The sequence below is a fragment of the Thermoanaerobaculum aquaticum genome, from assembly GCF_000687145.1.
Taxonomy (GTDB): domain Bacteria; phylum Acidobacteriota; class Thermoanaerobaculia; order Thermoanaerobaculales; family Thermoanaerobaculaceae; genus Thermoanaerobaculum; species Thermoanaerobaculum aquaticum.
In genome coordinates this window covers 1-25829 of the sequence record NZ_JMFG01000005.1, presented here as the reverse complement: position 1 = coordinate 25829, position 25829 = coordinate 1, and the positions used below count along the sequence as shown (strand labels likewise).

General features: G+C 62.7%; 42 protein-coding genes. 1 reads left to right on the top strand and 41 read right to left on the bottom strand.

Annotated elements, in window-relative coordinates; all coding sequences use genetic code 11:
* Window positions 1-26: 26 nt before the first annotated feature.
* Window positions 27-1409, top strand: coding sequence for a tyrosine phenol-lyase (locus tag EG19_RS01935; protein WP_038046838.1), 1383 nt, complete (start codon window positions 27-29; stop codon window positions 1407-1409).
* 16 nt (window positions 1410-1425) lie between these two features.
* Here the strand turns inward: EG19_RS01935 and EG19_RS01930 are convergent, their stop codons facing one another.
* The 41 genes from EG19_RS01930 to EG19_RS01735 form a co-directional block, all read right to left on the bottom strand.
* Window positions 1426-1830 (bottom strand): DUF302 domain-containing protein, encoded by a 405-nt coding sequence (locus EG19_RS01930; protein ID WP_038046836.1) that lies wholly within the window; start codon window positions 1828-1830, stop codon window positions 1426-1428.
* 87 nt (window positions 1831-1917) lie between these two features.
* Complete coding sequence (locus EG19_RS13035; RefSeq protein WP_038046834.1) at window positions 1918-2121, bottom strand: FmdB family zinc ribbon protein; 204 nt, start codon at window positions 2119-2121, stop codon at window positions 1918-1920.
* Window positions 2122-2496: 375 nt separating this feature from the next.
* Entirely contained in the window at window positions 2497-2847 is a 351-nt protein-coding gene (locus EG19_RS01920; RefSeq protein WP_038047001.1) for an ArsR/SmtB family transcription factor, read from the bottom strand.
* 89 nt (window positions 2848-2936) lie between these two features.
* The gene (locus tag EG19_RS01915; RefSeq protein WP_038046833.1) at window positions 2937-3224 is read right to left on the bottom strand and encodes a PG0541 family transporter-associated protein; all 288 of its coding nucleotides are present in this window, start codon (window positions 3222-3224) and stop codon (window positions 2937-2939) included.
* 4 nt (window positions 3225-3228) lie between these two features.
* Window positions 3229-3417, bottom strand: a complete 189-nt coding sequence (locus tag EG19_RS01910) for a YgaP family membrane protein (RefSeq protein ID WP_038046831.1) — start codon at window positions 3415-3417, stop codon at window positions 3229-3231.
* A gap of 18 nt (window positions 3418-3435) precedes the next feature.
* Complete coding sequence (locus EG19_RS01905) at window positions 3436-6738, bottom strand: efflux RND transporter permease subunit (protein ID WP_200867099.1); 3303 nt, start codon at window positions 6736-6738, stop codon at window positions 3436-3438.
* Between the two features lie 3 nt (window positions 6739-6741).
* On the bottom strand, window positions 6742-7815 hold the full coding sequence (locus EG19_RS01900; RefSeq protein WP_038046829.1) for an efflux RND transporter periplasmic adaptor subunit: 1074 nt from the start codon (window positions 7813-7815) through the stop codon (window positions 6742-6744).
* 21 nt (window positions 7816-7836) lie between these two features.
* Entirely contained in the window at window positions 7837-9171 is a 1335-nt protein-coding gene (locus EG19_RS01895; RefSeq protein WP_081799842.1) for a TolC family protein, read from the bottom strand.
* A 152-nt stretch (window positions 9172-9323) separates the two neighbouring features.
* Complete coding sequence (locus EG19_RS01890) at window positions 9324-10100, bottom strand: hypothetical protein (protein ID WP_038046823.1); 777 nt, start codon at window positions 10098-10100, stop codon at window positions 9324-9326.
* A gap of 41 nt (window positions 10101-10141) precedes the next feature.
* Window positions 10142-10561: a 50S ribosomal protein L17 gene (rplQ, locus tag EG19_RS01885; RefSeq protein ID WP_038046820.1), complete on the bottom strand. Its 420-nt coding sequence runs from the start codon at window positions 10559-10561 to the stop codon at window positions 10142-10144.
* Between the two features lie 21 nt (window positions 10562-10582).
* Window positions 10583-11524 (bottom strand): DNA-directed RNA polymerase subunit alpha, encoded by a 942-nt coding sequence (locus EG19_RS01880; RefSeq protein ID WP_053334761.1) that lies wholly within the window; start codon window positions 11522-11524, stop codon window positions 10583-10585.
* 9 nt (window positions 11525-11533) lie between these two features.
* Window positions 11534-12160, bottom strand: coding sequence for a 30S ribosomal protein S4 (rpsD, locus tag EG19_RS01875; protein WP_038046818.1), 627 nt, complete (start codon window positions 12158-12160; stop codon window positions 11534-11536).
* 18 nt (window positions 12161-12178) lie between these two features.
* Window positions 12179-12574, bottom strand: a complete 396-nt coding sequence (gene rpsK, locus EG19_RS01870; protein WP_038046816.1) for a 30S ribosomal protein S11 — start codon at window positions 12572-12574, stop codon at window positions 12179-12181.
* A 16-nt stretch (window positions 12575-12590) separates the two neighbouring features.
* Complete coding sequence (gene rpsM, locus EG19_RS01865; protein ID WP_038046814.1) at window positions 12591-12974, bottom strand: 30S ribosomal protein S13; 384 nt, start codon at window positions 12972-12974, stop codon at window positions 12591-12593.
* A 12-nt stretch (window positions 12975-12986) separates the two neighbouring features.
* Complete coding sequence (gene rpmJ / locus EG19_RS13030; RefSeq protein ID WP_081799841.1) at window positions 12987-13100, bottom strand: 50S ribosomal protein L36; 114 nt, start codon at window positions 13098-13100, stop codon at window positions 12987-12989.
* A gap of 10 nt (window positions 13101-13110) precedes the next feature.
* Window positions 13111-13329 (bottom strand): translation initiation factor IF-1, encoded by a 219-nt coding sequence (gene infA / locus EG19_RS01860; protein WP_038046812.1) that lies wholly within the window; start codon window positions 13327-13329, stop codon window positions 13111-13113.
* Window positions 13330-13338: 9 nt separating this feature from the next.
* Window positions 13339-14091: a type I methionyl aminopeptidase gene (gene map, locus EG19_RS01855; RefSeq protein ID WP_038046810.1), complete on the bottom strand. Its 753-nt coding sequence runs from the start codon at window positions 14089-14091 to the stop codon at window positions 13339-13341.
* Window positions 14088-14759 carry an adenylate kinase gene (locus EG19_RS01850; protein WP_152543852.1) on the bottom strand — a complete coding sequence of 224 codons (672 nt, stop codon included), beginning with the start codon at window positions 14757-14759 and terminating at the stop codon, window positions 14088-14090. Before EG19_RS01850 ends, map begins: the two co-directional genes overlap by 4 nt.
* 1 nt (window position 14760) lies before the next feature.
* Window positions 14761-16143, bottom strand: coding sequence for a preprotein translocase subunit SecY (gene secY, locus EG19_RS01845; protein ID WP_038046808.1), 1383 nt, complete (start codon window positions 16141-16143; stop codon window positions 14761-14763).
* Complete coding sequence (rplO, locus tag EG19_RS01840) at window positions 16140-16586, bottom strand: 50S ribosomal protein L15 (RefSeq protein WP_038046806.1); 447 nt, start codon at window positions 16584-16586, stop codon at window positions 16140-16142. Before rplO ends, secY begins: the two co-directional genes overlap by 4 nt.
* A gap of 3 nt (window positions 16587-16589) precedes the next feature.
* Entirely contained in the window at window positions 16590-16808 is a 219-nt protein-coding gene (gene rpmD, locus EG19_RS01835; protein WP_053334760.1) for a 50S ribosomal protein L30, read from the bottom strand.
* A complete protein-coding gene (gene rpsE / locus EG19_RS01830; protein ID WP_038046804.1) occupies window positions 16805-17338 on the bottom strand; it encodes a 30S ribosomal protein S5 in 534 nt (177 codons plus the stop codon). The genes rpmD and rpsE overlap by 4 nt, the downstream gene beginning before the upstream one ends.
* Before the next feature lie 9 nt (window positions 17339-17347).
* Window positions 17348-17716: a 50S ribosomal protein L18 gene (gene rplR, locus EG19_RS01825; protein WP_038046802.1), complete on the bottom strand. Its 369-nt coding sequence runs from the start codon at window positions 17714-17716 to the stop codon at window positions 17348-17350.
* A 2-nt stretch (window positions 17717-17718) separates the two neighbouring features.
* A complete protein-coding gene (gene rplF, locus EG19_RS01820; protein WP_038046800.1) occupies window positions 17719-18261 on the bottom strand; it encodes a 50S ribosomal protein L6 in 543 nt (180 codons plus the stop codon).
* A gap of 9 nt (window positions 18262-18270) precedes the next feature.
* Window positions 18271-18669 (bottom strand): 30S ribosomal protein S8, encoded by a 399-nt coding sequence (gene rpsH, locus EG19_RS01815; protein WP_038046798.1) that lies wholly within the window; start codon window positions 18667-18669, stop codon window positions 18271-18273.
* A 9-nt stretch (window positions 18670-18678) separates the two neighbouring features.
* The gene (locus EG19_RS01810) at window positions 18679-18864 is read right to left on the bottom strand and encodes a type Z 30S ribosomal protein S14 (protein WP_038046795.1); all 186 of its coding nucleotides are present in this window, start codon (window positions 18862-18864) and stop codon (window positions 18679-18681) included.
* A 10-nt stretch (window positions 18865-18874) separates the two neighbouring features.
* Window positions 18875-19417, bottom strand: a complete 543-nt coding sequence (rplE, locus tag EG19_RS01805) for a 50S ribosomal protein L5 (RefSeq protein WP_038046793.1) — start codon at window positions 19415-19417, stop codon at window positions 18875-18877.
* Window positions 19418-19429: 12 nt separating this feature from the next.
* The gene (gene rplX / locus EG19_RS01800; RefSeq protein ID WP_038046790.1) at window positions 19430-19756 is read right to left on the bottom strand and encodes a 50S ribosomal protein L24; all 327 of its coding nucleotides are present in this window, start codon (window positions 19754-19756) and stop codon (window positions 19430-19432) included.
* A gap of 9 nt (window positions 19757-19765) precedes the next feature.
* On the bottom strand, window positions 19766-20137 hold the full coding sequence (gene rplN, locus EG19_RS01795; protein WP_038046788.1) for a 50S ribosomal protein L14: 372 nt from the start codon (window positions 20135-20137) through the stop codon (window positions 19766-19768).
* A 12-nt stretch (window positions 20138-20149) separates the two neighbouring features.
* Complete coding sequence (gene rpsQ, locus EG19_RS01790; protein WP_038046785.1) at window positions 20150-20413, bottom strand: 30S ribosomal protein S17; 264 nt, start codon at window positions 20411-20413, stop codon at window positions 20150-20152.
* A 3-nt stretch (window positions 20414-20416) separates the two neighbouring features.
* Window positions 20417-20614: a 50S ribosomal protein L29 gene (gene rpmC / locus EG19_RS01785; protein ID WP_038046781.1), complete on the bottom strand. Its 198-nt coding sequence runs from the start codon at window positions 20612-20614 to the stop codon at window positions 20417-20419.
* The gene (gene rplP / locus EG19_RS01780; RefSeq protein ID WP_038046779.1) at window positions 20611-21027 is read right to left on the bottom strand and encodes a 50S ribosomal protein L16; all 417 of its coding nucleotides are present in this window, start codon (window positions 21025-21027) and stop codon (window positions 20611-20613) included. The genes rpmC and rplP overlap by 4 nt, the downstream gene beginning before the upstream one ends.
* Window positions 21028-21045: 18 nt before the next feature.
* The gene (rpsC, locus tag EG19_RS01775; protein WP_038046776.1) at window positions 21046-21693 is read right to left on the bottom strand and encodes a 30S ribosomal protein S3; all 648 of its coding nucleotides are present in this window, start codon (window positions 21691-21693) and stop codon (window positions 21046-21048) included.
* Between the two features lie 9 nt (window positions 21694-21702).
* Window positions 21703-22044 (bottom strand): 50S ribosomal protein L22, encoded by a 342-nt coding sequence (gene rplV, locus EG19_RS01770; protein WP_038046991.1) that lies wholly within the window; start codon window positions 22042-22044, stop codon window positions 21703-21705.
* Between the two features lie 11 nt (window positions 22045-22055).
* Window positions 22056-22340 carry a 30S ribosomal protein S19 gene (gene rpsS, locus EG19_RS01765; RefSeq protein WP_038046773.1) on the bottom strand — a complete coding sequence of 95 codons (285 nt, stop codon included), beginning with the start codon at window positions 22338-22340 and terminating at the stop codon, window positions 22056-22058.
* A 10-nt stretch (window positions 22341-22350) separates the two neighbouring features.
* A complete protein-coding gene (rplB, locus tag EG19_RS01760; protein WP_038046770.1) occupies window positions 22351-23172 on the bottom strand; it encodes a 50S ribosomal protein L2 in 822 nt (273 codons plus the stop codon).
* An 11-nt stretch (window positions 23173-23183) separates the two neighbouring features.
* Window positions 23184-23477, bottom strand: coding sequence for a 50S ribosomal protein L23 (locus EG19_RS01755; RefSeq protein ID WP_038046764.1), 294 nt, complete (start codon window positions 23475-23477; stop codon window positions 23184-23186).
* A complete protein-coding gene (rplD, locus tag EG19_RS01750) occupies window positions 23474-24100 on the bottom strand; it encodes a 50S ribosomal protein L4 (RefSeq protein WP_053334759.1) in 627 nt (208 codons plus the stop codon). Before rplD ends, EG19_RS01755 begins: the two co-directional genes overlap by 4 nt.
* A gap of 14 nt (window positions 24101-24114) precedes the next feature.
* Complete coding sequence (rplC, locus tag EG19_RS01745; RefSeq protein WP_038046761.1) at window positions 24115-24738, bottom strand: 50S ribosomal protein L3; 624 nt, start codon at window positions 24736-24738, stop codon at window positions 24115-24117.
* Window positions 24739-24748: 10 nt separating this feature from the next.
* The gene (gene rpsJ, locus EG19_RS01740; RefSeq protein ID WP_038046758.1) at window positions 24749-25072 is read right to left on the bottom strand and encodes a 30S ribosomal protein S10; all 324 of its coding nucleotides are present in this window, start codon (window positions 25070-25072) and stop codon (window positions 24749-24751) included.
* Between the two features lie 4 nt (window positions 25073-25076).
* The coding region (locus tag EG19_RS01735; protein WP_038046756.1) for an EF-Tu C-terminal domain-related protein at window positions 25077-25829 on the bottom strand (753 nt) is incomplete at its 5' end.

The following is a 25829-nucleotide window of genomic DNA, read 5'->3' as shown; positions in this document are numbered from 1 at the left end:
ATAATCCCCCGGCGAGGAGAAAGACCATGGAGCGAAAAGCGTGGGCCGAACCGTACCGCATCAAGATGGTGGAGCCTTTACGGATGCTTTCCCGGGAAGAGCGGGAGCAAAAGCTTTCGGAAGCCGGGTACAACACGTTCCTGCTGCGCTCGGAGGACGTTTACATTGACCTTTTGACCGATTCCGGCACCAACGCCATGAGCGACTACCAGTGGGCCGGCATGATGCTGGGGGACGAAGCCTACGCCGGCAGCCGCAACTTTTACTACCTGGAAGCCAACATGCAGAAGTACTACGGCTACAAGTACCTGGTCCCCACCCATCAGGGGCGGGGGGCGGAGCACCTCATCTCCCGCATCCTTATCAAGCCCGGGGACTTCATCCCCGGCAACATGTACTTCACCACCACCCGGCAGCACCAGGAGCTGGCCGGCGGCACGTTTGTGGACGTCATCATTGACGAAGCTCACGACCCAGCATCCACCCACCCCTTCAAGGGCAACGTGGACCTGGACAAGCTGGAAAGCCTCATCAAGAAGGTAGGTGCGGAAAAGGTCCCCTACGTGAGCCTGGCAGCCACCGTGAACATGGCCGGCGGACAACCGGTTTCCATGGAAAACGTGCGGGCGGTGCGGGAGCTTACCGCGCGATACGGTATCCGCGTCATCCTGGACGCCACCCGCGCAGTGGAAAACGCCTTTTTCATCAAGGAGCGGGAGCCCGGGTACCAGCACAAGACCATTGCCGAAATCCTCAAAGAGTTTTGCTCCTACACCGACGGCTGCACCATGAGCGGCAAGAAGGACCTCCTGGTGAACATTGGCGGGTTTTTAGCGGTCAATGACGAGGAGATCTTTCAGCAGGCCCGCAACCTGGTGGTGGTGTACGAAGGGCTGCACACTTACGGCGGGCTTGCCGGCCGGGATCTGGAGGCCATGGCCCGCGGCATGGAAGAAGCGGTGCAGGAGGACTACATCCGCCATCGCGTCCTGCAGGTGCGCTATCTGGGAGAAAAGCTGCAACAGCACGGGGTTCCCATCGTGGTGCCCATCGGTGGGCATGCGGTTTTCCTGGACGCCAAGCGCTTTTTGCCCCACATCCCCCAGGACCGCTTCCCCGCCCAAACCCTGGCGGCGGCCATTTACGCCGACTCGGGGGTCCGCAGCATGGAGAGGGGCATTGTCTCCGCCGGGCGCGACCCCAAAACCGGAGATCACCGCTACCCCAAGCTGGAGCTGGTGCGCCTCACCATCCCCCGGCGGGTGTACACCAACGCCCACATGGACGTGGTGGCGGAGTCGGTGGCGGCGGTTTACCAAGAACGCGAAAAGCTTTCGGGGCTCAGGATGGTGTACGAGCCCACGTACCTGCGCTTCTTTCAGGCGCGCTTCGAGCCTTTGGCCAGCTAAATCAAGGCGTTCGGCGTTACTGCCCGCCGGCGGCAAAGGCCACCACCTGCCGCAGGAGCTCGCCCACGTGGTCGGCCACCGGCGCCAAATCCGGGCGGTTGAAAACCGCCAGCGCCCCCTGGGGCCGCATGGCCCGCACAACCACCTGACCCTCCTCCACGGAAACCGTGACGTTGCAGGGCAGGAGAACGCCGGCCTGGGGCTCGGCGGAAAGCACCTGGTGGGCGGAAGGGGCATGGCAGGCGCCAAGGATCAGGTACGGGGGCCGATCCACGTCCAGCTTCTTCTTGAGCGTGGCCTGCACGTCAATTTCGCAGAGGACGCCAAAGCCCCTCTCCGCCAGGGCTTGCCTTGCCCTTTCCACGGTTTCTTCAAAACCAAACTGAGATTTCTCCTCAAAAGCAACGGATGTTTCCCGCATGTCTGCTCCCTCCCGCAGCGTCTTACTCCTTCTGGTCTGCCAGGCCCAACCCTGCCTTTAAGGGCTCGCCGAGCCCTTTTAGATCCCTCAAGAAAAGCCGCTGGAGCAAGAGGAGGCCGAGGACCCGCAGGGGGCACTGGCGCTCGTGCTGCTGGCAAAGGTGGATAAAACCTTCTTCACCTCTTGACTGCCGCACTGGGGGCAGGACACGCCCTGGCTTCCGGCCCCCATGCGTTGCCAGACCTCAAAGCGATGCCCGCAGGCTTCGCACTGGTACTCGTAAAGCGGCATAGCTACCCTCCGCAACGCCCCCAAAGCTGATCCCAAATGTTGCTGGGGATGCCCTGGGGAAAGGCTTCGTCGGTGGACATGATGCGACCGCAGCTCTGGCACCGCCAGAGCAGCATCCCTCACGTGGGAACCGGCCGCAGATGCCCGCCGCACGCGGGACAGGCCGGCTCTTGCCGGTGTTTTTCCTGCTTTTCGCTCATCGCTCAGCTTCCTCCTTAGAATCGCCCGTCACGTTGCAGCTGTCCTGACCTGCAGACCGACCACCGGTCGGTCGGGGGGCCGCTCAGGTGGGCACCCCGAGTTTGGGCAGGATAAAGGCCTGGAGCACCACCCAAAACACCATGAACCCCAGAAAGACCAAGCCCTCCAGCACCCTTACCCCCCCTCTCCCAGGACCCTGCGGGCGTGGGAAATGGCTTCTCTCTCTTCCTCAGCAGCGCGCTCGATGCCATCGCAAATGGCCCGGCAAATTTGAAAGACCGAACTATCGGCCACCGAGTAGTAAATGTTGACACCGTCCCGCCGACACGTGACAAACCCCGCCTGCCGCAAGACGCCCAGATGCTTGGAGACGTTAGCCTGGCTGCCGCCCACTTCGGCAAGGATGTCGGTGACCCGCATCTCGCCCTTCTGCAGCAGGTGAAGAATCGCCAGTCGCGTGGGATCGGCTAAGGATCTGAGCCTATCAGCGATCTTTTCAAACAACAGCTCAGCTTTGGGATCCACGTTCGCCCCCCCAACCGCAATATAACTTTCTGCCAATATTTGGGCAAGTTGCGCCAGGGTGGCGGGGGTCAGCTGGATCCGTCGGCGCTTCACAACTTCACCTCGTTAACATCCCAGGACACCAGCTTCAGCTTTTCCCCACACTCCCGGCAGAACTCCCGCAGGGTGGAGAGAAGCGTTTCCAGAGTGCTTTCGGAAAGCACCGTGAAGATGAGCGCCGAGGTCTTGGGGAAGGCGCGGGAGCCCAACCGGGGTCCGGTGGTGCCGACCCCAACCACCCGGGGGATTTCGGTGTAGCCCTCCACCCCCACCCGGTTGAGCAGCACCTCCAGCTCTTCCTTCTTGCTTTCATCCACAATGATCATCAAAAACTTCATGGCGCTACTCCTTTAAGCCCAAGGCCCGCAACAGGCTGATCATGGGGCACCACTTGGTGAACGCCGACTGCAGCAGGTTCAGGCCCACAAAGGCCGTGAAGTAGTAAAAGTTCGGGTTGACCCAGTGCCCCAAGGCCAGAGAAACCAGCACGAAAAACCCGGCAATGGCTCGCAACGCTTCGTTAATCGTCATGTTCTTAACCCCCCTTTCTTACTCGTCGCCGTTGGCGGAGATTACCTTCTCCACCCCCACGGTCCTCACGTACATGAAGTACAAGAGCGGAATCACCACCAACGTTAGCATGGTGGAGACCACCACCCCCGAAATCAGCGCCACCGCCAGCCCCTGGAAGATGGGGTCCAGAAGGATGACAGCCCCGCCCACCACCAGCGCTGCCGCGGTGAGAGCAATGGGCCGGAAGCGCACCGCCCCCGCTTTGATCACGGCGTTTTCCAGGGTTTCACCGGATCCCAGCTCCAGGTTGATGAAGTCCACCAGCAAAATCGAGTTGCGGACGATGATCCCCGCCAGAGCAATAAAGCCAATCATGGAGGTAGCGGTGAAGAAGACGCCAAACAAGCCGTGAGCGGGGAGAATGCCCACCAACGTGAGGGGGATGGGCGCCATGATGATGAGGGGAGTTACGAAGGAGCGGAACCACCCCACCACCAGCAGGTAAATGAGCACCAAAACCACCGCAAAGGCCACACCCATATCGCGGAACACCTCGTAGGTAATGTGCCACTCCCCATCCCACTTGAGGCTGTAGCGGGTGTTGTCGGCGGGCAAATGGGTGGAGATCACCTCGATGGGCTGGCCATCGGGACCCCTGAGGCTGGCGATTTGCCGCTCCATGGCGAGAATGCCGTACACCGGCGCTTCCAGAACGCCTGCCATTTCCGCCACCACGTAGGTCACCGGCCGCAGGTTCTTGTGGTAAATGAAGCGCTCACGGCTGGTGGGAACCACCGTCACCAGCTCGGAAAGCGGCACCAGTTGGCCGGCGGCTCCGTGCAACCGCACGTCCAGGAGGCTGGCCACACTGGAGCGCTGGGCCCGCTGCAGCCTAAACACCAGAGGCACCGGAGTACGCGAGCGTTCGTCGTGGAGAAGCGTCACCTCCGCCCCATCCAGGGCCACCCGCAGGGCGCGGGCAATCATTTCCGGTGTGATGCCGGCGCGCATGGCCTTTTCCCGATCCACCCGCAGGTCCAGCTTCGGCGCCGGGTCCTCCACGTACCAGTCCACGTCCACAACGCCCGGGGTTTGTTCAAAGATCTTCCGCACCTCCTGCGCCAGGGCCAGCCGCACCTCCAGCTCCGGGCCGTAAACTTCCGCCACCAGCGTGGAAAGCACCGGCGGGCCGGGAGGCACCTCGGTCACCTTGACGTTGGCCGGGGTCTTTGCCACCACCGGTTGCAAAAGCTCCCGCACCGCCTTGGCAATGTCGTGACTGGCCCGGGAACGGTGGTGCTTGGGCAAGAGGTTGACCTGGATGTCCGCCACCAGCGGCCCTGAGCGCAGGAAGTAATGGCGGACCAGGCCGTTGAAGTTAAAGGGGGCCGAAGTTCCCACGTAAACCTGCATGTCGGTGATTTCCGGGACCTGCCTGAGGGTTTCCGCCAGCTCCCGGGCTACCGCCGCCGTAGCTTCTAAGGTGCTGCCCTCGGGCATATCAATGACCACCTGCAGCTCGCTCTTGTTGTCGTACGGCAGCATCTTTACCGTCACCACTTTGAGGACCACCAGCACCATGGATCCCAGGAGCAACACCACCACTCCGGCCAAAAGCGCCCACCGTCGCCAGGCCGAAGCCAGAAGTGGCGTGAAGAGCTTTTGATAGAAACGGTGCAGCTTGCTTTCCTCAGGGGTTTCTGCATCGGGTTCCGCTTCGCCAGACAAATGCGCTTCCGCCCACTTGCGGAAGAGCTTGAAGGTAAGCCACGGGGAAACCACAAAGGCGACCAGCAAAGAGAACAGCATGGCCGCCGAAGCGTTAATGGGGATGGGGCGCATGTATGGGCCCATCAACCCCGACACAAAGGCCAGAGGCAAAAGGGCCGCCACCACCGTGAAGGTGGCAAGGATGGTGGGGTTTCCCACCTCGTCCACCGCGTACACCGTGGCCTGGCGCGGAGGCGCCCACCCCAGTTCGTAGTGCCGGTGGATGTTCTCCACCACAACGATGGCGTCATCCACCAGGATGCCGATGGCAAAGATGAGGGCAAAGAGCGTGACCCTGTTGAGGGTGTAGCCAAAGAGGTACGAGGATGCCAGCGTCAGAGCCAGGGTTGCCGGCACCGCCACCGCCACCACGATGGCTTCCCTTCGCCCTAACGCGAAGGCCATCAACAGCACCACGGCAAAGGTGGCAATGGCCATGTGCTCGATGAGCTCCGAGGACTTCTCGTTGGCGGTAAAACCGTAGTCCCGGGTCTTGGTGACGCGCACCGAAGAGGGGATCACCTTGCCCTGCAGCGTGGTCAGGTGGCTGTCCAGCTCCCGCACCAGCTGCACCGCGTTGGTGCCGGGCTTTTTGGCCACCGCCACGGTCACCGCCGGCGCCACCAAGCCGGCAGGCAAGCCCTTTTCGTGGCCGGCGGGGCCACCGATCATCCACGCGTACTGGTTGGGTTCCTCGGGGCCATCGGCCACCTCGGCCACGTCCCTGAGGTAAACCGGTCGGCCAGCGTACACCGCCACCACCGCATTGGCCACCTCTTGCGCCGAGCGGAAGAACGCGCTCACGTCCACCAGCACTTCCTGGTCGGCCTGGGCAAAGGAGCCTGCCGGCAAGCTCCAGTTCAGGCCAGCCACCGCCTGGTAGGCCTGGAGCAAAGACACGTGATGGGCGGCCAAGCGATCCTTGTCAAAGGTCACACGCACCACCCGCCGCTGCCCTCCCAGCACCCACACCTGCGCCACCCGGGGGTGGCGGGTGAGCTCGTTCTTGAGCTCTTCGGCCACCTGCCTTAAGGCTACCGGCGGCTCCGAGGGCGACCAGAGGGTGTAGGCCACCACCGGCACGTCGTCAATGGAGCGAGGCGCCACCACCGGTGGCATCGCCCCCGCCGGCAGCGTCGGGGTAAGCTCCGCCAGCTTGCTGTGCACCCGCACCACCGCCTGGTCGGGGTCCGTGCCCACCAGGAAGCGCACGATGATCATGCCCCCTGAAGGCTGGGAGGTGGAGTAGATGTACTCCACGTTGGGGATCTCGTAGAGGGCCTTCTCCAGCGGGGTGATGAGCCGGCGTTCCACCTCCTGCGCGGTGGCCCCCGGGAAGCCCACAAACACGTCCACCATGGGCACCTTGATTTGCGGTTCTTCCTCCCGCGGAGTGACCATCACCGCAAAGGCACCCAGGAGCAAAGAGAACACCACCAAGAGGGGCGTGAGTTTGGACTCAAGGAAAGCCTTGGCAATTCGGCCGGAGGCCCCCAGCGGGCGCCTGGCCATGCGCAGCCGCATGGCTTCCCTTTTTGTAAGCTGCAGGTTGTTCTTTTCCCCGTTCACGGCTTACACCTCCTCCACCCGCGCTCCATCCGCTGGGGGCTGGGGCAGATCCACCAGCACCCGTTCGCTCCCCGAAAGGCCGGAAAGCACCTCCACCATCCCGTTTTCCTCCGGTCCCATGGTGACCACCCGGGATCGCGCCTGGCCCTGGGCATCCACCACCACCACCATGGTGAGGCCGCCCACGTTGAGGACCGCCTCCTTGGGTAGCAGGAAGGCCTGACGCTGGGCCCCGGGCAGCAGGGCACGCCCCGCCGAGCCGGCCGGAACCCCCTCTTGATCCAGGGCCAGCTTGACCGTGAAGGAGTGCGTGGCGGGATCAGCTGAGGGCGTGATTTCCACCACCTTTCCGGTAAACGCCCTTCCGGGTTGGGCATCCAGGGTCACCGGCACTTCCTGGCCCAGGCTCAAGGCCACTTGCGACCACGTGCCCTCGGGCACGGTAACCACCAAGCGCCTACCGGTGGCCGACTCCAGCATCACCAGCGGTCGGCCGGGCGCCGCCAGGTCCCCCGCTTCCACCAGCTTGGCGGTGACGTAACCGTCGAAGGGCGCCACCACCCGGCTTTCCCTGGCCACGGAGCTGGCTGCTGCCACCGCACCCTCCGCCTGCTCTACCGCTCCTTTGGCTTGCTCGTACAGCATTTTGGCCATATCGAGCTCCAGTTCAGAAGCGGCCTTGGCCTCGTAAAGGGCCTTGAAGCGCTGGAAGTTCCTTTCAGCCAAGGCCAATGCCGCACGAGCTTGCGCCAAAGCCCCGCGGGCCTGAGCCTCCTGGCCCTTGGCGGTCTCGGGATCGATGTCCACCAGCACTTGCCCCTTGCGCACCCGATCTCCCGGTTTCACGTGAACCGCCAGCACCGTGGCCATCACGCGAGAGGACACCGCTGCGGTCTTTTCCGCTTCCACCGTGCCCATCACCGCGTGCTGCTCCTTTTTCGTGACGGCATTGACCGCCACCACGCGGGCTTTCACGCTCCCTACCTCCTGGGCGGGGGCCGCCACGTGGTCCTTTCCCCCTTTGCAACCCGCAGCCAAAACTCCCAAGGTCAAAACCCAAACCCACGTCTTGCTCATGATCTCCTCCTTGCGAAAAACCTACTGCAGCGCCGATTCCGGTTCCCGGCCGGCTTTGACGGCCAGGCGCAAAAGGGCCAGGTGCGCTTCAGCTCGCGCCACCAGCTCTCGCGTTTCCGCTTCCCGCCGGGCGGTGTCGGCGTCCAAAAGGTCAATCATCTTCACCACCCCCTGCCGGAACCGCTCGGTAGTGACCCGTTCCACCTCCGCCGCGGCCTGCAGGGCTTTGCGGGCGGTGGCCACCCGTGCCACCGCCACCTGCGCTTCCACGTACGCTTGCCGCACTTCCAGCGCCACCCCCTGGCGGGCAAACCTCACCTGCTCGCTTCCCGCGCGCGCTTCGGCCCGGGCGGCCGCCACCGCCGCACGGTCAGACCCGCCGGCAAAGAGGTTGGCTCCCACCACGGCCATTACCGTGGTGCTGTCGCCGTGGGTGCCAAAGAGCGTGTCGTCCACCCAGTCAGCTCGGGCCACGATCCCCGCCTTGGGCAGGAAGGCGGCCTTTTTCACCTGGGCTTCCAGCTCCGCGGCCTTAACCATGGCCTCGGCCCCCCTCACATCGGGGCGGGCTTCCGCGGTGGCCAGGTACTCCTCAAGGCCACCAGCGGGCCCGGCAGGCAATGCCAAGGGCTTAATCTCAAAGCGCTCCGTTTGCTCCAGGCCCAGCCGGAAAGCCAGGTTGGCTTGCGCAACTTCTTCCTGGCCTTTGGCCTGCGCCAAGAGGTCTTCAAGCCGTGAAAGCTCCACCTGCGCCCGCAGGTACTCGGCTTCCACCAGCATGCCCTGATCCACGTACGCCTTGGCCAAAGCCACATGGGCCGCCACCGTGTCGCGAGCCTTCTGCAGCAACGCCACGTACTCCTGGGCTTGGGCCAGCATCACGTAGGCCTCCGCCGCAGCCAGGGCCGCTTGCCGCTCAGCCCACTGTCTGGCCAGCGTTTTGCTTTCCGCAAAGCGCTGGGCTTGGGCGATCCGGGAAGAGAGCTCCCCGCCCGTGTACACCGGCAGCTGCAGCTCAAAGCGGGAAATGGCGGTGTCCAGCTTTTTCGGGCGGTTGGGATCTGTGGTCATGAAGGTTGGAAAGGAAAAGCGCTCCTGGTTGAGCTTGAGGGCAAAGGCCTCAGCCGGTGAGTCGGTGCGGATGAACACCTCATCGAAGCGCAGGCTGGGAAGGCGGAAGCCCTTGGCTTGATTCACGCGCTGCGCGGCCGCTTCCTCTTCGGCTTTGGCCGCCTGCACCGTGGCTTGCCGCTCCCGCGCCAGACGCATGGCTTCTTCCAGGCTCAACTCCCGGGCCCATGTGCTGCTGGCCCAAAGCCCCAAAGAACACACGAGCATCCAAACTCCACGTCTCATGCTCCCTCCATCACCATATGGTTATACAAGAGATCAAATCCGGTGTCAAGGGGGCCGAAGGCCTGTTCCTGCAGTGACGGGTCGGCTACCAAGGAGAAACAAAAAAACCCCGGTGTTTTACCGGGGGGAGGGTTGCGGATGTTGGGTTTGCTCTAAAACCGGGCCACGAGGCCGATGCGGATCTCGCCGGAACCGTAAAAGCGGCCTTTGGAAATTTGGCCGCCACCGAGGACGGCAAAGGAAGGCGAAACGGGCCATTCCAGGTTGGCCGCCAGAGCCCAGTTGTCCCCGTAAATTCGCGATTTGGTAAAACCCTGGGCTTCCACGCGAAGGGTTCCCTTGCCGAAAGGCCGCTTCCCCAGCACACCCACCATGGCGATGTCGTCCTGGGACTCCTCGCCGCGGGGGCGCTCCAGGATGCCGATCCCCCCAAAGGCCGACACTTCCCAGCCGCGGAAAGGAGCACCGGCAAAAACGTGCATGAAGAAGTCCGTTTGGTTGGTGCCGAAGTCCTTGTTGGAGGGGGTGTTGGGCAGCTTGGCGCCGAACCGCACCCCGTACTTCAAGCGCTCTCGGGCATCGCCCAGGATGAACTTCCCCCAAACCGCAAAGTCGCCCACGGCGCTGGAACCCTTGCCCCGTTCAGGTTCGAAAACTTTGTAAATCATGCCGTCCACCGAAAGCTCAGCGTTGGGCGCCGCCCCGTAGGTAATGGCCAGGTACGGCCCCCAAAGGTCGCCCGGTCGCTGGGAGCGCAGGGAACGCATTTGCAACACGGTCAGGGCCCCAAAATCAATCCGGAAGCTGTAGAGCGGCAAAACGCTCAAATCCGGGGTGAGCGCTGGCAGCCCCATGGAAACCGCACCCACCTGGGGGACCCCTATCCCCAGGAGAAGCAGCAAAGCCAATACGACCTTTTTCAGGTTCATCGGCTCAGTCCCCAGATTTTTTAGCGCCACCCACGCCCAACTTAGGCGCTCTTTTCCTTGGCCTTTTCTTCTTTCGCTTCCTTGGCCTTCTTGGCTTCCGGCAGCTTGTAATCCACGAACTCCAGGATGGCCAGCTCGGCCCCATCGCCCTTGCGAGGTCCGAGCTTCACAATCCGGGTGTAACCGCCGGGGCGGGTGGCAAAGCGGGGGGCGATTTCCGAAAACAGCTTCTTGATGAGGTCCCGATCGGAAATCCAGCGGTTCACCAAACGACGGGCGTGAACCGAGTTCTTGCGCCCCAAGGTCACCATGCGTTCGGCAATGGGCCGAAGCTCCTTGGCCTTGGGCAAGGTGGTGATGATGCGCTCGTGCTTTATAAGCGAAAGCAACTGGTTGCGGAACAGGGCCCGCCGGTGTTCGGAAACGCGGCCGAGCTTTCTGCCAGCGCGGTTGTGTCGCATGGTTCGCCTCCTTATGTTCCGTTACGCGCCCGAAACGGGCATGCCCAGGGCCAGCCCCTCGCGGTCCAAGGCCTTTTTGATGGCGCTCACGGCGGTTTTACCCAGCCGCGGCAGCTCCAGAAGCTCATCCTCGGTGCGTGCCACCAGGTCGCGGAGGGTGAGAATGCCGGCGTTGCGCAAGGCCGTTTCCGTGGCCTTGGCGAGCTCCAGGACCTCAATCCCCTGCCCCAGCTTCCCGGCAGCTCCGCCCGCCGCCGCTGCTGCCAGCGGCGCCTGAGTCCCAAAGATGGCCAGATGCTCGGAAAGGAGCTGCGCCGCTTCCACCAGGGCAGTGTGTGGGGTGATGGCGCCGTTAGTCCAAATTTCCAGGATCAGCTTTTCGTAGTCGGTGGCTTGCCCCACACGGGCCGGCTCAATGCGGAAGTTGGCCTTCCGCACCGGTGAGAAGGAAGCATCCACAGGGATAAAGCCAATGCCCCGCTCCTCATCCCGCCGCTCCTCCGAAGGGACCCACCCGCGCCCGCGCTCAATGATGAGCTCGGCCTCCAGCTTGGTTTTCTCCGAAAGCTGGCCCAGATACACGCTTTGATCCACCACCTCCAGCTCGGAGCCGGCCTTAATGTCGGCAGCGGTGATGGTTCCCGGGCCGGTGACGGAAATGGTGGCGGTGGTTTTCACCCCCGAGTGCAGCCGCAGCGGCACCCGCTTGAGGTTGAGGATGAAGTCGGTGACGTCCTCCACCAGGCCGGGGACGCTGTCCAGCTCGTGAGCCACGCCGTTGATGCGCACCGCGGTCACCGCCGCACCTTCAATGGACGACAGCAGGATGCGACGGAGGGCGTTGCCCACCGTCACCCCCCAGCCGCGCTCAAAGGGCTGTGCTGTGAAAACCCCATAGGTGGTCGTGGAGGCCTTGCGGTCAAACTCCACGCTTTGGGGCTTAACAATTTCCAAGGTTCTCATGACCCCTCCTTACCGCGAGTACAGCTCGACGATCAGTTGCTCTTGTACCGGCGTGCGGATGTCGCTGCGGGTGGGCAGGGCCAGGACCTTCCCCTTGAAGTTTTCGGCATCCAGCTCCAGCCACGGGGGCACGCCCCGGGCCTGGGCGGTTTCCAGCGCTTCCTGAACGAAGAGGTTGGAGCGCATCTTCTCGCGCAGCGCGATTTCCATGCCCGGCTTCACGGAGAACGACGGAATGTTGACCTTCCGCCCGTTGACCAGGATGTGCCCGTGTCGCACCAGCTGCCGGGCCTGGGCCCGGGAAGACGCAAAGCCCAGCGAGTACACCACGTTGTCCAGGCGCAGCTCCAACAGGCGGAGCAGGTTCTCGCCGGTGACGCCCTTTTGCCGCGCCGCCTCTTCAAAGTAGCGCCGGAACTGGGCCTCCAGCACGCCGTAAACGCGACGCACTTTTTGCTTTTCCCGCAGCTGCAGGCCGTAGGGCTGCATCTTGTTGCGGCGCTTCCCGTGCTCCCCAGGGGCGTAAGCCCGCCGCTCCACCGCGCACTTTTCCTTAAAGCACCGCTCCCCCTTGAGGAAGAGCTTCATGCCTTCCCGCCGGCAAAGCTTGCAAACCGGTCCTGTGTACCTTGCCACGTGTTCCTCCTTAAACCTTTACACCCTGCGCCGCTTGGGCGGACGGCAACCGTTGTGAGGAATGGGGGTGACGTCCTTAATGCTCTTGATTTCCAAGCCCGAGGCGGCCAGCGCCCGAATGGCCGATTCCCGTCCGGCCCCGGGGCCCTTGATGTGCACGTCCACCGACCGCACCCCGTGCTCCTGCGCTTGCTCGGCGGCGTTGCGGGCCGCCAGCTGCGCGGCGTAGGGGGTGCCCTTGCGGGATCCCTTGTAACCAATGCGCCCGGCCGAGCTCCAGCAAATGGTGTTCCCCGAAGGGTCGGTGATGGTCACGATGGTGTTGTTGAAGGTGGCCTGAATGTGGGCCACCGCATGAGGCACGTTTTTCTTTTCACGCCGCCGGGGCTTTTTTGCTCCTTGCGTTTTTGCCATGGTTACTTCACCCTCCTCACTTGGCTACCTTCTTCTTCTTGGCCACCGTTGCCCGCCGCGGGCCCTTACGGGTGCGGGCGTTGGTATGCGTGCGCTGGCCCCGAACCGGCAAACCCCGCCGGTGCCGCACCCCACGGTAGCAGCCGATTTCCATGAGGCGCTTGATGTTCATGGCTATTTCCTTGCGCAGGTCACCCTCAACCTTGATGTCCTCTTCCTGGATGACCCGGGCAATGCGGCGCACCTCATCTTCGGAGAGGTCCTTGCACTTGACCATCCCGTCCACACCGGCCTTGGCCAGGATCTTCTTGGCCAGCGAACGGCCAATGCCGTAGATGTAGGTGAGGCCGATCTCCACGTGCTTGTTTGGCGGCAAATCAACACCAACAATGCGGGCCACAGTCTTCCTCCCTTAACCCTGCCGTTGCTTGTGCTTGGGGTTTTCGCAAATCACGCGAATGACCCCTTTGCGACGGACGATCTTGCATTTCGCGCAAATCCGACGAACCGACGAACGAACTTTCATACCCCTCTCCTCACCGGTAGCGGTACACGATGCGCCCGCGGGTCAGGTCGTACGGTGAAAGCTCCACCAGCACCTTGTCCCCAGGGAGAATGCGGATGAAGTGCTTCCGCATTTTCCCAGAAATGTGGGCGAGCACCGTGTGACCATTTTCCAGCTCAACGCGGAACACCGCGTTGGGCAAGGCTTCCACAACGGTGGCCATGACCTCGATGGCCTCCTCTTTCGCCATCCCCACTCCTTACCCTTCCACTCCGAGCACCCAGGGGCCGTTTTCCGTGACGGCCACGGAGTACTCAAAATGGGCGGAAAGTTTACCGTCTTCCGTGCGCGCTGTCCAGCCATCGGCGTCCACGCGCACATGGGGGCTACCTTCGTTGACCATGGGCTCGATGGCCAGTACCAAACCGGGTCTCAGCTCGGGCCCCGTACCGGGGACTCCGTAATTGCAAACCTGCGGGTCCTCGTGGAGCGAGCGCCCAATGCCGTGGCCCACGAACTCCCGGACCACGGAGAAACCTGCCTCCTCGGCGTGCCTCTGGATGGCTGCCGACACATCGCCCAGCCGCCGTCCGGGGCGAGCTTCCTTCACCGCCAGCTCCAGGCACTCGCGGGTGACCTGCAGGAGGCGCTGGGCCTCTGGGGAGATCTTCCCCACCGGCAAAGTGACCGCCCCATCGCCGTAAAACCCATCCACCACTACCCCGCAGTCCAGGGAAATGATGTCCCCCTCCTTGAGGATGCAACGCTCGGACGGAATCCCGTGGACGATCACGTCGTTCACCGAGGTGCAGAGGGTAGCGGGATAGCCGTGGTACCCCTTGAATGCGGGCTTGGCGCCCTTGGCGAGGATGAAGTCCTCGGCCAGCCGGTCAAGCTCGGCGGTGGAAACCCCGGGGCGCACGTGATCGGCAAGCATGCGCAGGGTTTCCTGCACTAAAGCGTTGGCCTTGTGCATCACCGCCAGCTCCGCCCGGGTCTTGAGGACCATCAACGCTCGCGCCCTCCCCGCACGGCGTCGGCAAGCCGCAGGAACACCTCCTCAGGTGTGCCCTGGCCGGGAACCCTGGCCAGCACCCCACGCCCACCGTAGAGCTCCAGAAGCGGTTCGGTGTGGGTGCGGTAGACGGCCAGCCGCTGGCGGATGACCTCCTCCTTATCGTCCTCCCGCACCACCAGCTGGCTGCCGCACACATCGCAAACCCCATCCCGGGCCGGAGGCTGGGTGCGCAGGTGGTACACCGCACCGCAGGAGGGGCAGGAACGACGCCCGCCCAGCCTCGCCACCACCTCGTCGTCGGGAACCTCCAGGTACACCGCCACGTCCACCCGGCGCCCCAGTTCCGCCAGAAGCCCGTCCAAAAGCTCAGCTTGCGCCCGGGTCCGGGGGTAGCCGTCAAACACACAACCCGCCAAGCCCTGCTGGCTGTGCAGGCGGGTGACCAGCATTTTCGCCACCAGATCATCGGGGACCAGCTCGCCCTTTTGCATGTAGCTCGCCGCTTGCTGGCCCAACTCGCTGCCCTTGCCCACTTCCTCCCGCAACAGGTCACCGGTGGAGATGTGCAGAAGGTTGAAGGTGGCGGCCAAACGCTTGGCTTGCGTCCCCTTACCCGCACCGGGCGGGCCCAAGAGCACCACATCCAAAGCCCGGGTCACCATCCTAGCCTCGCCGACCCCGCAACCGCCGACCCTTCACAAAGCCCTCGTAGTGCCGCATCACCAGTTGCGCCTCGATTTGCGCCACGGTATCCATGGCCACACCCACCACGATGAGCAGCGAGGTGCCGCCAAAGTAGAACTTCACCCCCAAACCTTCGGTGAACCACCGCGGCAACAGCGAATCAAGGAACGGCCCAATAACGGGGATGGGCGCCACTTTGAAGCCAACGATGAGGATTTCCGGGAGAATGGCCACCAGCGCCAGGTAAATGGCACCCACGAAGGTGATGCGGGTGAGGACGCGGTCAATGAAATCGGCGGTGGGCTGACCGGCGCGCACACCGGGGATAAAGCCACCGTACTTACGCAGGTTATCGGCGGTGTCCTCAGGGTTGAAGATGATGGAGGTGTAGAAGTAGCAGAAGAAGATAATGGAGGCCACGTAGAAGAGGTTGTAAAGAGGCTCGCCGTAAGCCAGCGCCCGCGACACCGCGGCCACCCATGGGTGCTGGAAGAGCTGGGAAAGGGTCTGAGGGAACGAAAGGATGGACGCGGCAAAGATCACCGGGATCACGCCGCCGGTGTTCAGGCGCAACGGCAGGTAGGTGCTCTGGCCACCCATGATGCGGCGGCCCACCACCCTCTTGGCGTACTGCACCGGGATGCGGCGCTGGGCCCGTTCCATGAGCACAATGGCCGCCACCACCGCAAAGGCAAAGACGATAAAGATCACGGCGGTGAAGATGCTCATGGCACCGGTGCGGATGTCCTCCAGGGTGTTCAGAATGGCCCGGGGCAACCCCACCACAATGCCCGCAAAGATGATGAGGGAGATGCCGTTGCCAACTCCCCGTTCGGTAATTTGCTCACCCAGCCACATGACGAAGGCCGTACCGGTGACCAGGGTCAGCACCGTAAGGAAACGGAAACCCCAACCGGGGTGAGGCACCAACGGCGCACCCCCCGGGGCCGTGGTCTTTTCCAGAAACACGGCAATACCGGAGCCCTGGATGATGGAAAGGATCACCGTCCCGTAGCGGGTCCACTGGGTGATCTTCTTCCGCCCCAACTCCCCTTCCTTGGAGAGCTTCTCTAGGTAAGGCCAAACCACCGTCAAAAGCTGCAGGATGATGGAGGCGGAAATGTAGGGCATGATGCCCAGGGCAAACACGGTCATGCGCCCCAGAGCACCACCGGAAAAGAGGTTCAAAAACCCGAGGATGGTGCCCTGGGCTTGCCGCGTGAACTCCTCCAGCGCTTCCGGGTTAATGCCGGGCACCGGAATGTACGACCCCAACCGGTAAACCGCCAGCAAAAGGAAGGTAAACAGGACCCGCTTGCGCAGGTCGGGAATGGCAAAGATGTTGCGCAGGCTCTCGATCATGGGGCCAGCACCTCGCAGCGTCCGCCGGCGGCTTCAATGGCAGCCTTGGCTTGCGCGGAAAACTTGTGGGCCTTCACCACCAGGGGCCGGGTAATTTGCCCTTTGGCCAGGATTTTGACGCCATCCCCCAGCTTCTTCACGAGGCCCTCGGCCACCAGAAGCTCCGGGGTCACCTCGGTCCCCGCTGGAAAGCGCTCCAGCTGCTCGAGGTTCACGATGGCCATTTCCTTGGCAAAGATGTTGGTAAACCCGCGCTTGGGCAAGCGCCGCACCAGCGGCATCTGTCCGCCTTCAAAGTTGCGGCGACGACGGGTGCCCGAGCGGGAGAGAGCGCCCTTATGCCCACGACCGGCGGTTTTCCCGTGACCGGAGCCCGGACCCCGCCCCACGCGCTTGCGGTCTTTGGTTGCGCCCTTTCTCGGCGTGAGATTTGAGAGTTCCATAGGCTACTCCTCGTAGGGTTCTACGCGCACAAGGTGCGGTACTTTGGCGATCATCCCGCGGGTGTACGGGTTGTCAGGCAGGATGACGTACTTTCCAATACGCCCGAGGCCCAGGCCGCGGGTCAGCACCACCGCCACCTTCTTGGGGTTACCGATACGGCTGCGCACCTGAGTGATGCGCAAAAGCCCTTGCTTTTTCTCTTTTCTCGCTCGCGGCGTCATACCTCAACCTCCGGAATGGGTCCCTTGGGCACCTCGGTTTCAGGTGGCTCGGCCGTTTCCTCCATACGCCGCAGGGCCAGAGCTTTTTCCTTGGGCGTGAGCTGCTCCAGGGCAGCAAAGGTGGCGCGCACCAGGTTATAGGGGTTGGTGGAGCGCAGGGATTTGGTGAGGATGTCGCCGATCCCCGCCGCTTCCATGATGGCGCGAACCGTGCCCCCGGCAATGACACCGGTACCGGGAGAAGCGGGCCGGAGGATGACCTTCCCCGCGCCAAAGTGCCCAATGACCTCATGGGGGATGGTGGTTCCCTCACGCGGTACCTCGATCATGGCCCTCTTCGCTTGTTCCGTGGCTTTCTTGATGGCTTGGGGAACTTCTCTGGCCTTGCCGGTGCCAAAGCCCACCCGGCCGTTGCCGTCGCCCACCACCACCAGTGCCGAGAACGAGAGGTTCTTGCCCCCCTTCACGACCTTGGTCACCCGGTTGACGTGTACCACCCGATCAATCAGTTGGTATTCGCGATCTTCCATAGCGCGCCCCTAAAAGTGCAAACCTGCTTCGCGAGCGGCATCAGCCAGTTCCTTTACCACACCGTGGTAGCGGAAGCCCGCCCGGTCGAAAACAACGGTTGTAATGCCCTTTTCTTTGGCCCTTTCGGCAATGGCGCGTCCCACCACACGCGCCGCCTGTTTGTTGCCGCAGTGGGACAAGCCCTGCCGCAGCTCCTTCTCGAGGGTGGAAGCCGCCACCAGGGTTTTCCCCGCCACGTCGTCCACCACCTGGGCGTACACGTGGTTTAAGGAGCGGTACACCACCAGGCGCGGCCGCTCAGGAGTGCCATGGACCACCTTGCGAATCCGCCAGTGGATTCGCCGTCTGCGTGACTTACGATCTTCGTAGCGAGCCATACTCACGCTCCCGACTTCCCAGCCTTAAGCTTCAAGACCTCGTCCGCGTACTTAATGCCCTTGCCCTTGTAGGGATCCGGTGGCCGCAGCATGCGGATCCGCGCTGCCACCTGACCCACCAGGTGCTTGTCAATGCCCTCCAGGGTGAGGCGGTTGGCCTTGGCGTCGTAGGACACCTGGATGCCCTCGGGCAGCGGGAAATTCACCGGGTGCGAGTAACCCAGGGTGAACACCAGCTCCCGGGGGCCTTTAATTTCGGCCTTGTACCCCACACCCACGATGTCCAGCTCCCGCTTGAAGCCCTGAGAAACACCGGCAATGGCGTTGGCCAAAAGGGCCCGGGTGGTGCCGTGGAGCGCCCGCAGCTGTTGCTCGTCGGAGGCCCGGGTCACCACCACCTTGCCTTCCTCCACCGTTACCGCGATTCCGGCAGGAATCGGCTGCAGCAAGCTGCCTTTGGGCCCCTTTACCTGCACCACACCGTTGCCCACGTGAACCTCAACCCCCTTGGGGATCTCAATTGGCTTTTTTCCTACCCGTGACATAGCCACCCCCTACCAAACCTTGCACATGACCTCGCCGCCCACGCGCAGCTCGCGGGCCCGGGCGTCGGTCATGAGACCCTTGGAGGTGGAAACCACGGCAATCCCAATTCCCCTCCGCACCGAAGGCAGCTCGTCCACACCCATATACACCCGGCGTCCCGGACGAGAAACCCGCTCAATGCCGTGGATGGCCGGCTCACCCTCAGGAGAGTAACGGAGGTAAAGGCGGATGGTTCCCTGCGGCCCCTCCTCCAGGACCTTGAAGGTGCGGATGAACCCCTCCTCCTTGAGGATCTTGGTGAGCTCCAGCTTGAGGCGAGAGGCCGGGACGTCCACCCGATCCTTGCCCGCCATTACCGCATTGCGGATGCGGGTAAGAAAGTCGGCAATTGGGTCGGTCATGGTCATGGCCACCCCCTACCAGCTCGCCTTAGTGACCCCGGGGAGGTACCCCTCCAGGGCCAGCTTGCGGAAACAGATACGGCAGAGCTCAAACTTGCGCATGTACCCACGCGGCCGCCCGCAGAGCTTGCAGCGGTTGCGGTGCCGCACCTTAAACTTGGGCTTCCTCGCGGCCTTGGCAAAAAAACACGTCCGTGCCACTTCCTGCCTCCTAACTCTTGGCGAAGGGGAAGCCGAGCTCGGCCAGCAAGAACCGAGCCTGGTCATCCGTTTCGGCCGTTGTCACCACCGTTACGTTCATGCCCTTGGGTCGTTCCACTTTGGTGTAGTCCACCTCGGGAAAGATCAGGTGGTCCTTGATCCCCAAGGTGTAGTTCCCGCGCCCATCGAAACCGCGGGGTGAAAGACCGCGGAAGTCGCGCACACGGGGCAGGGCAATGTTGAGCAAGCGATCCAGAAACTCGTACATGCGCTCCCGCCGCAACGTCACCATGCAGCCCACCTGCATGCCCACCCGCAGCTTGAACTGGGCGATGGACTTGCGGGCCTTGCGCACCACCGGCTTTTGGCCGGTGATCGCCGCCAACTCCTCCAGGGCCTGCTCCATCAGCTTGGGCTGGCGGGACGCCTCCCCAATGCCAATGTTGCAGACCACCTTGACGATCCTGGGGACCGCCATGGGGTTTTTAATCCCAAACTCGGCAACGAGCTTGGGAACCACTTCCTTTTCGTACTTCTCCTTTAAGCGCGCCACCGTACCCTCCCTTTATTGGTCGAGAATCGCGCCATCTACCTTGGCATACCGCACGCGGCGGCCGTCCTCGAGCACCTTAATCCCCACCCGGCTCGGGCGACCCGAGTCCGGGGAAATGACCATCACGTTGGAAATGTGGATGGGGGCTTCCCGCTCCACGATGCCACCCTGCACCCCGGCCCGCGGGTTGGGACGGGTGTGCCTCTTGATCATGTTCACGTGTTCCACCACCACTCGCCCCCGCTGGCGGTCCACCCGCAGGACCTTTCCCTTCTTCCCGCGGTCCTTGCCGGCAATCACCAGCACCTGGTCACCCTTCTTGATCTTGAACCCGCCCATAGTTGCCTCCTACAGGACCTCGGGGGCAAGGGACACGATCTTCATGAAGCGGCGCTCCCTGAGCTCCCTGGCCACCGGCCCGAACACGCGGGTGCCAATGGGTTCCCGTTGGTTGTTGATGAGCACCGCAGCGTTGTCGTCGAAGCGGATGTACGAGCCGTCCTTGCGGCGGTGGGTGCGCCGCATGCGCACGATAACCGCCTTCACCACCGAGCCCTTTTTGATGTCTGAGTCAGGGGCCGCTTCTTTCACCGAGCACACCACGATGTCCCCGAGTTTGGCGTAACGACCCACCGATGAGCCGCCCAAATGGCGAATGGCCATGAGCTTCTTAGCTCCCGAGTTATCCGCCACGTTGAGCATCGTTCGCATTTGGATCATGGCTCACCCCCCTTACTTCGCCCGCTCAATGACCCGCTGCACGCGAAAGCGCTTGCGCCGGGACAAGGGCCGGCACTCCACGATTTGCACCTTATCGCCCAGCCCGCATTCGCCGTTCTCGTCGTGGGCCATGAACTTGCGAGAGCGCTTCACGAACCGGTGGTACAGCGGGTGCATGACCATGCTCTCCACCTGCACCACCACGCTTTTGGCCCCAGCCAGCGATACCACCGTACCGACTTTAACGGTCTTCCGCGATTCTCCACGGTTTTCCATACGCTACTCCACTTCCCGCAATCGCTGCAGCAACACGGTCTTCACGCGGGCAATGTCCCGCCGCACCTGGCGGATCTTGCCGGGGTTTTCCATTTGCCCCGTGGCCCGCTGGAAACGCAGCTTGAAGAGCTGCTCCAAAAGGTCCGCCTCGGTGCGCCGCAGCTCCTCAATGGATTGGTCACGCAGCTGTTTGGCCTTCATCGCACATGCCCCCGTACCACAAAGCGAGTCTTAATAGGAAGCTTGTGGGCAGCCAGCCGCATCGCTTCGCGGGCCACCTCCTCGCTTACCCCTTCCATCTCGTAGAGGATGCGCGCCGGCTTGACCACCGCCACCCACTCCTCCGGCGCCCCCTTACCCTTTCCCATACGGGTTTCCAGGGGCTTCTTGGTGACCGGCTTGTCAGGGAAAATGCGAATCCAGATCTTCCCACCGCGCTTCACGTACCGGGTCATGGCAATACGCGCCGCCTCAATTTGACGGGCGGTAATCCAGCCCGGCTCCAGGGCCTGCAAGCCGTAGTCACCAAAGGCCACCGTGTTGCCACGGGTGGCGATGCCCCGGCGGCGGCCCCGCTGCTGCTTCCGGAACTTGACCTTCTTCGGCATCAACATGGCAGCACCTCGCGTTTCCTACAGGCGGCGAAACACGCGTGAGCGGTGTAGCTCGCCTTTGTAAACCCAAACCTTAACGCCAATCACACCGTACGTGGTAAAGGCCTCTGCAAACCCGTAATCAATGGCCGCTTTCAGCGTTTGCAGAGGAAGCCGCCCCTCCTGGTACCACTCGGACCGGGCGATTTCGGCGCCGTTCAAGCGCCCGGAGCACCGGATTCTGACACCCTGGGCGCCAAAACGCAAGGCGTTTTCCATGGCCCGCCGCATGGCCCGCCGGAACGTAACCCGCCGCACCAGCTGCTGGGCCACCGACTCAGCGATGAGCTGCGCCTCGATTTCTGGCCGCTGGATCTCCTGGATGTTGATGTGGATATCCTGGCCGTAGCGCTTGCGCAGCTCCTCGCCCAGCTTATCCACCTCCGCACCCTTGCGCCCGATGATGATCCCCGGCCGCGCCGCCATGATGGTCACGCGGATGCGGTTGGCCGTGCGCTCGATATCCACCTCCGCCACACCGGCGTGGGCAAGGCGCTCTTTGAGCTCCTTGCGCAGCCGTAAATCCTCGTGCAACAATTTGGCGTAGTCCTTCTCCGCATACCAGCGCGACCGCCAGGTGCGGTTGTAACCTAAGCGGAAACCGTAGGGGTGTGTCTTCTGGCCCACATTAACCTCCTAGCCTTGCAAATCCGCAACTTCCAAAACGATATGGCAGGTGCGTCGCAGCCTGGGAAACGCCCGGCCCATAGAGCCGGCGCGGAAGCGCTTCCAGCTGGGCCCCTGGTCCACCTGCACCCGCCGGATCACCAAACGACCCGAGTCCACACCCGGGCTCTTCTGCTCGAAGTTCGCCACCGCTGAGCGCAGCAGCTTTTCCAGGTCTCGAGCGCAGCGCTTCTTGGTGAGGCGCAGGGTGGCCAAGGCCTTGGTCACCTGCTGGCCACGGATGAGATCGGCTACCAACCGCACTTTTTGTGCCGAGCCTCGGTAATAACGGAGTTGCGCTTTTGCTTCCATGGCACCCCCCATCAGTGAGCCGCGCCCTTCTCTTTCTTGGTGCCCGCGTGTCCCCGGAACGTGCGGGTCAGGGCAAACTCGCCCAACTTGTGCCCCACCATGTTTTCTGTGATAAACACCGGAATGAACTTTTGCCCGTTGTGCACGGCAATGGTGTGCCCCACCATCTCCGGCACGATCGTGGAGCGACGGGAGTACGTCTTGATGACCTGCCGCTGACGGGTTTCGTTGAGCTTTTGCACCTTACTGAGCAGGTAATTGTCCACAAAGGGACCTTTTTTGATTGAACGTGCCATCGTGCCCCTCCTACTTCCGCCGCTTCACGATAAACCGATCCGTGCGCTTGTTGCGCCGGGTCTTGTAACCCTTGGTAGGTTGTCCCCAAGGAGAAACGGGGTGACGCCCACCTTTGGTTCGCCCCTCGCCACCACCGTGGGGGTGATCCACCGGGTTCATGGCTGTGCCACGAACGTGGGGACGGCGGCCAAGCCACCGCGTGCGCCCAGCTTTGCCAATGGAAACGTTGGCATGGTCCAGGTTGCCCACCTGCCCCACCGTAGCCCAGCAGGTGGCCAGCACCATGCGCATTTCGCCCGAAGGCAAGCGCAAGGTCACGTACTTACCTTCCTTCGCCATCACCTGGGCCGCTGCACCCGCGGCCCGTACCAGTTGCCCGCCATGCCCTGGCTTCAGCTCCACGTTGTGAACCATGGCACCCACCGGGATGTTGGCCAAAGGCAGGGCGTTGCCGGGGACAATTTCCGCCTTTTCGGCGGCAATCACCGAATCCCCAACCTTAAGACCCAGGGGCGCCAGGATGTACCGCTTTTCACCGTCAGCGTAGTGGAGAAGGGCAATACGCGCCGAGCGGTTGGGGTCATACTCAATGGCCGCCACCTTCGCCGGGATGTTGCGCTTGTCCCGCTTGAAGTCAATGATGCGGTAAAGGCGCTTGTGACCACCCCCCCGGAAACGAACCGTTTCATGCCCCTCGTTGTTCCGGCCCCCGGAGCGGGTAATGCCGTGGGTGAGGCTCTTTTCCGGTTCGACCTTGGTGATTTCCGAAAAGTCCAGAACCGTTTTGAACCTGATACCGGGCGATGTGGGCTTAAAGCTGCGCAGTGCCATACCTCACCCCCTCACACCTTCTCGAAGAACTCCGGGGCCTTTTCGCCCGGAGCCAAACGCACGTAAGCCTTGCGCCAGTCGGGCCTGAACCCCGAAAAGCGCCCGTAGCGCCGCAGCTTGCCGCGCATGTTGACGACCTGCACCGAGACCACCTTGACCCCAAAGAGCTTTTCCACCGCCTGCCGGATTTCGATCTTGTTGGCCTCCGGCGCCACCTCAAAGCAAAGGACGTTGGCCTGCTCCTGCAAGGCCGAGGTCTTCTCGGTAATGAGCGGACGAACGATAATCTCGCGCGGGTCTTTCATTGGGCCAACACCTCCGTCAAGGCCAGCAAGGCCTTCTGCGAGAACACCACGTGTTTGGCGTTCAAAACCTCGTACACGTGCACGTGGCCCGCATCCTCGGTGGCCAACTCCGGACGGTTGCGGGTAGCGAGAAGAAGGTTCAGGTTGTCGTAGCTATCCACAAACAGCACCTTCTCCCCGGCCAAACCCAGCTTGGAAAGCCGCGCCACCATTTCCTTGGTCTTGGGGGACGGCACCTCAAGATCGGCCAAAACGTGCAGCCGCCCCTGCGCCAGCCGTTCGGAGAGCACCGACTTCAACGCGTTCTTCTTGGCTTTGACGTTGACCTTCAGCGTGTAGTCGCGAGGCTGGGGACCAAAAACCGTTCCACCGTGCCGCCAAAGGGGCGAGCGGATGGAGCCATGGCGCGCGCGCCCTGTGCCCTTTTGCCGCCACGGCTTCTTGCCACCACCGGAAACCATACCCCGGGTCTTGGTGGCGTGGGTCCCACGGCGCAGCCCGGCCAGGTAAGCCTTGACCACCTCCCACACCAGGTGCGGCCTGGGAGGGTACGCGAAGATCTCGTCGGGCACCTCCACCTCGCCCACGACGTTGTTTTCCCAGTTACGAACCGGCAGTTTCATGAGCTTTGCCTCCCTCACGCCTTCACCAGGCGCACCAAAGCCTTGCGGCCGCCCGGCACCGCGCCTTTGAGGAACAGCAGGTTGTTTTCCACGTCCACCTTCACCACCTTCACCCGCTTGAGGGTTACGGTGTCACCGCCCATGCGACCGGCCATCCTGGTTCCAGGGAAGACCCGGGAAGGGAACGCCGAAGGTCCAATGGAACCGGGAGCCCGGTGGAACATGGAGCCGTGAGAGGCCGCACCACCACGGAAGTGGTGCCGTCGCACCGCCCCCTGGAAGCCCTTACCCTTGGAGGTCCCCACCACGCGGATCACATCGCCCGGGGCAAAGATGTCGCAAAGGACGGTCATCCCCGGCTTCACTTCGGCTGTAGCGTCCACCGGAACCTCGCGCAAAACGCGGGTGGGCGGAACCTGGGCCTTGGCAAAGTGCCCCACCAAAGGCTTCGGCACGTGCCGCGGCGGCTTGCCTTCCACCAAGCCAATTTGAGCGGCATCGTAGCCGTCGTTGGCTTGGGTTTTAACCTGGACCACCACACAGGGTCCCGCCTGCACCACGGTCACGGGCACCAGCTCGCCGTTTTCATCGAAGATCTGCGTCATCCCAAGCTTTCTGCCTAAAATCCCGCGCACCATGGCTTCCCCCTCACTTCTTCCCGCCGAAAGCCTTGATCTCCACGTCCACACCGGCCGGGAGCTCAAGCTTCATCAGCGCATCCACGGTTTGCTGGGTGGGATCGAGGATGTCCAAAAGGCGCTTGTGGGTTCGGATCTCGAACTGCTCCCGGGATTTCTTGTCCACGTGGGGCGAACGCAACACCGTGAAGCGCTGAATTTGGGTTGGCAGCGGTATGGGACCGGAAACCGCAGCTCCCGTCCTCTTTGCGGTGTCCACGATTTCCGCCGTGGACTGGTCCAGCAAGCGGTAATCGTAGGCCTTAAGGCGAATGCGGATTCTTTCCTTGACCATGGTCTTACTCCACAATCTCGGTCACGGTGCCGGCGCCGACGGTTCGGCCGCCTTCGCGGATGGCAAAACGAAGACCCTGCTCCAACGCAATGGGCGTGATCAACTCCACCTCGATCTCCACGTTGTCCCCAGGCATCACCATCTCTACACCCGCCGGCAACTTCACACTCCCCGTCACATCCGTCGTCCGGAAGTAAAACTGCGGCCGGTACCCGTTAAAGAACGGCGTGTGCCGCCCCCCTTCCTCCTTCGTCAAAACGTACACCTGCCCCTTGAACTTCACATGCGGCGTAATGCTCCCAGGCTTCGCCACCACCTGGCCCCGCTCCACCTCATGCTTCTCCGTTCCCCGCAGCAAGATCCCAATGTTGTCCCCAGCTTGCCCCTGGTCCAACAGCTTCCGGAACATCTCCACACCCGTCACCACCCGCTTAAACGTCGGCCGAAACCCGACAATCTCCACCTCATCCCCAACCTTCACAATCCCTCGCTCCACTCGCCCCGTCACCACCGTCCCGCGCCCCGAAATCGAAAACACATCCTCAATGGGCATCAAGAACGGCTTGTCAATGTCCCTCACCGGCTCCGGCACGTAATCATCCAAAGCCTGAATCAAATCCCATATGCACTTCGCATCCGGATGATCCGGCGAGTCCGCAAGCCCAGCCTTCAAGGCACTCCCGCGAATCACCGGCACCTCATCCCCGGGAAAATCGTACTGGCTCAAGAGCTCCCGGACCTCCAACTCCACCAAATC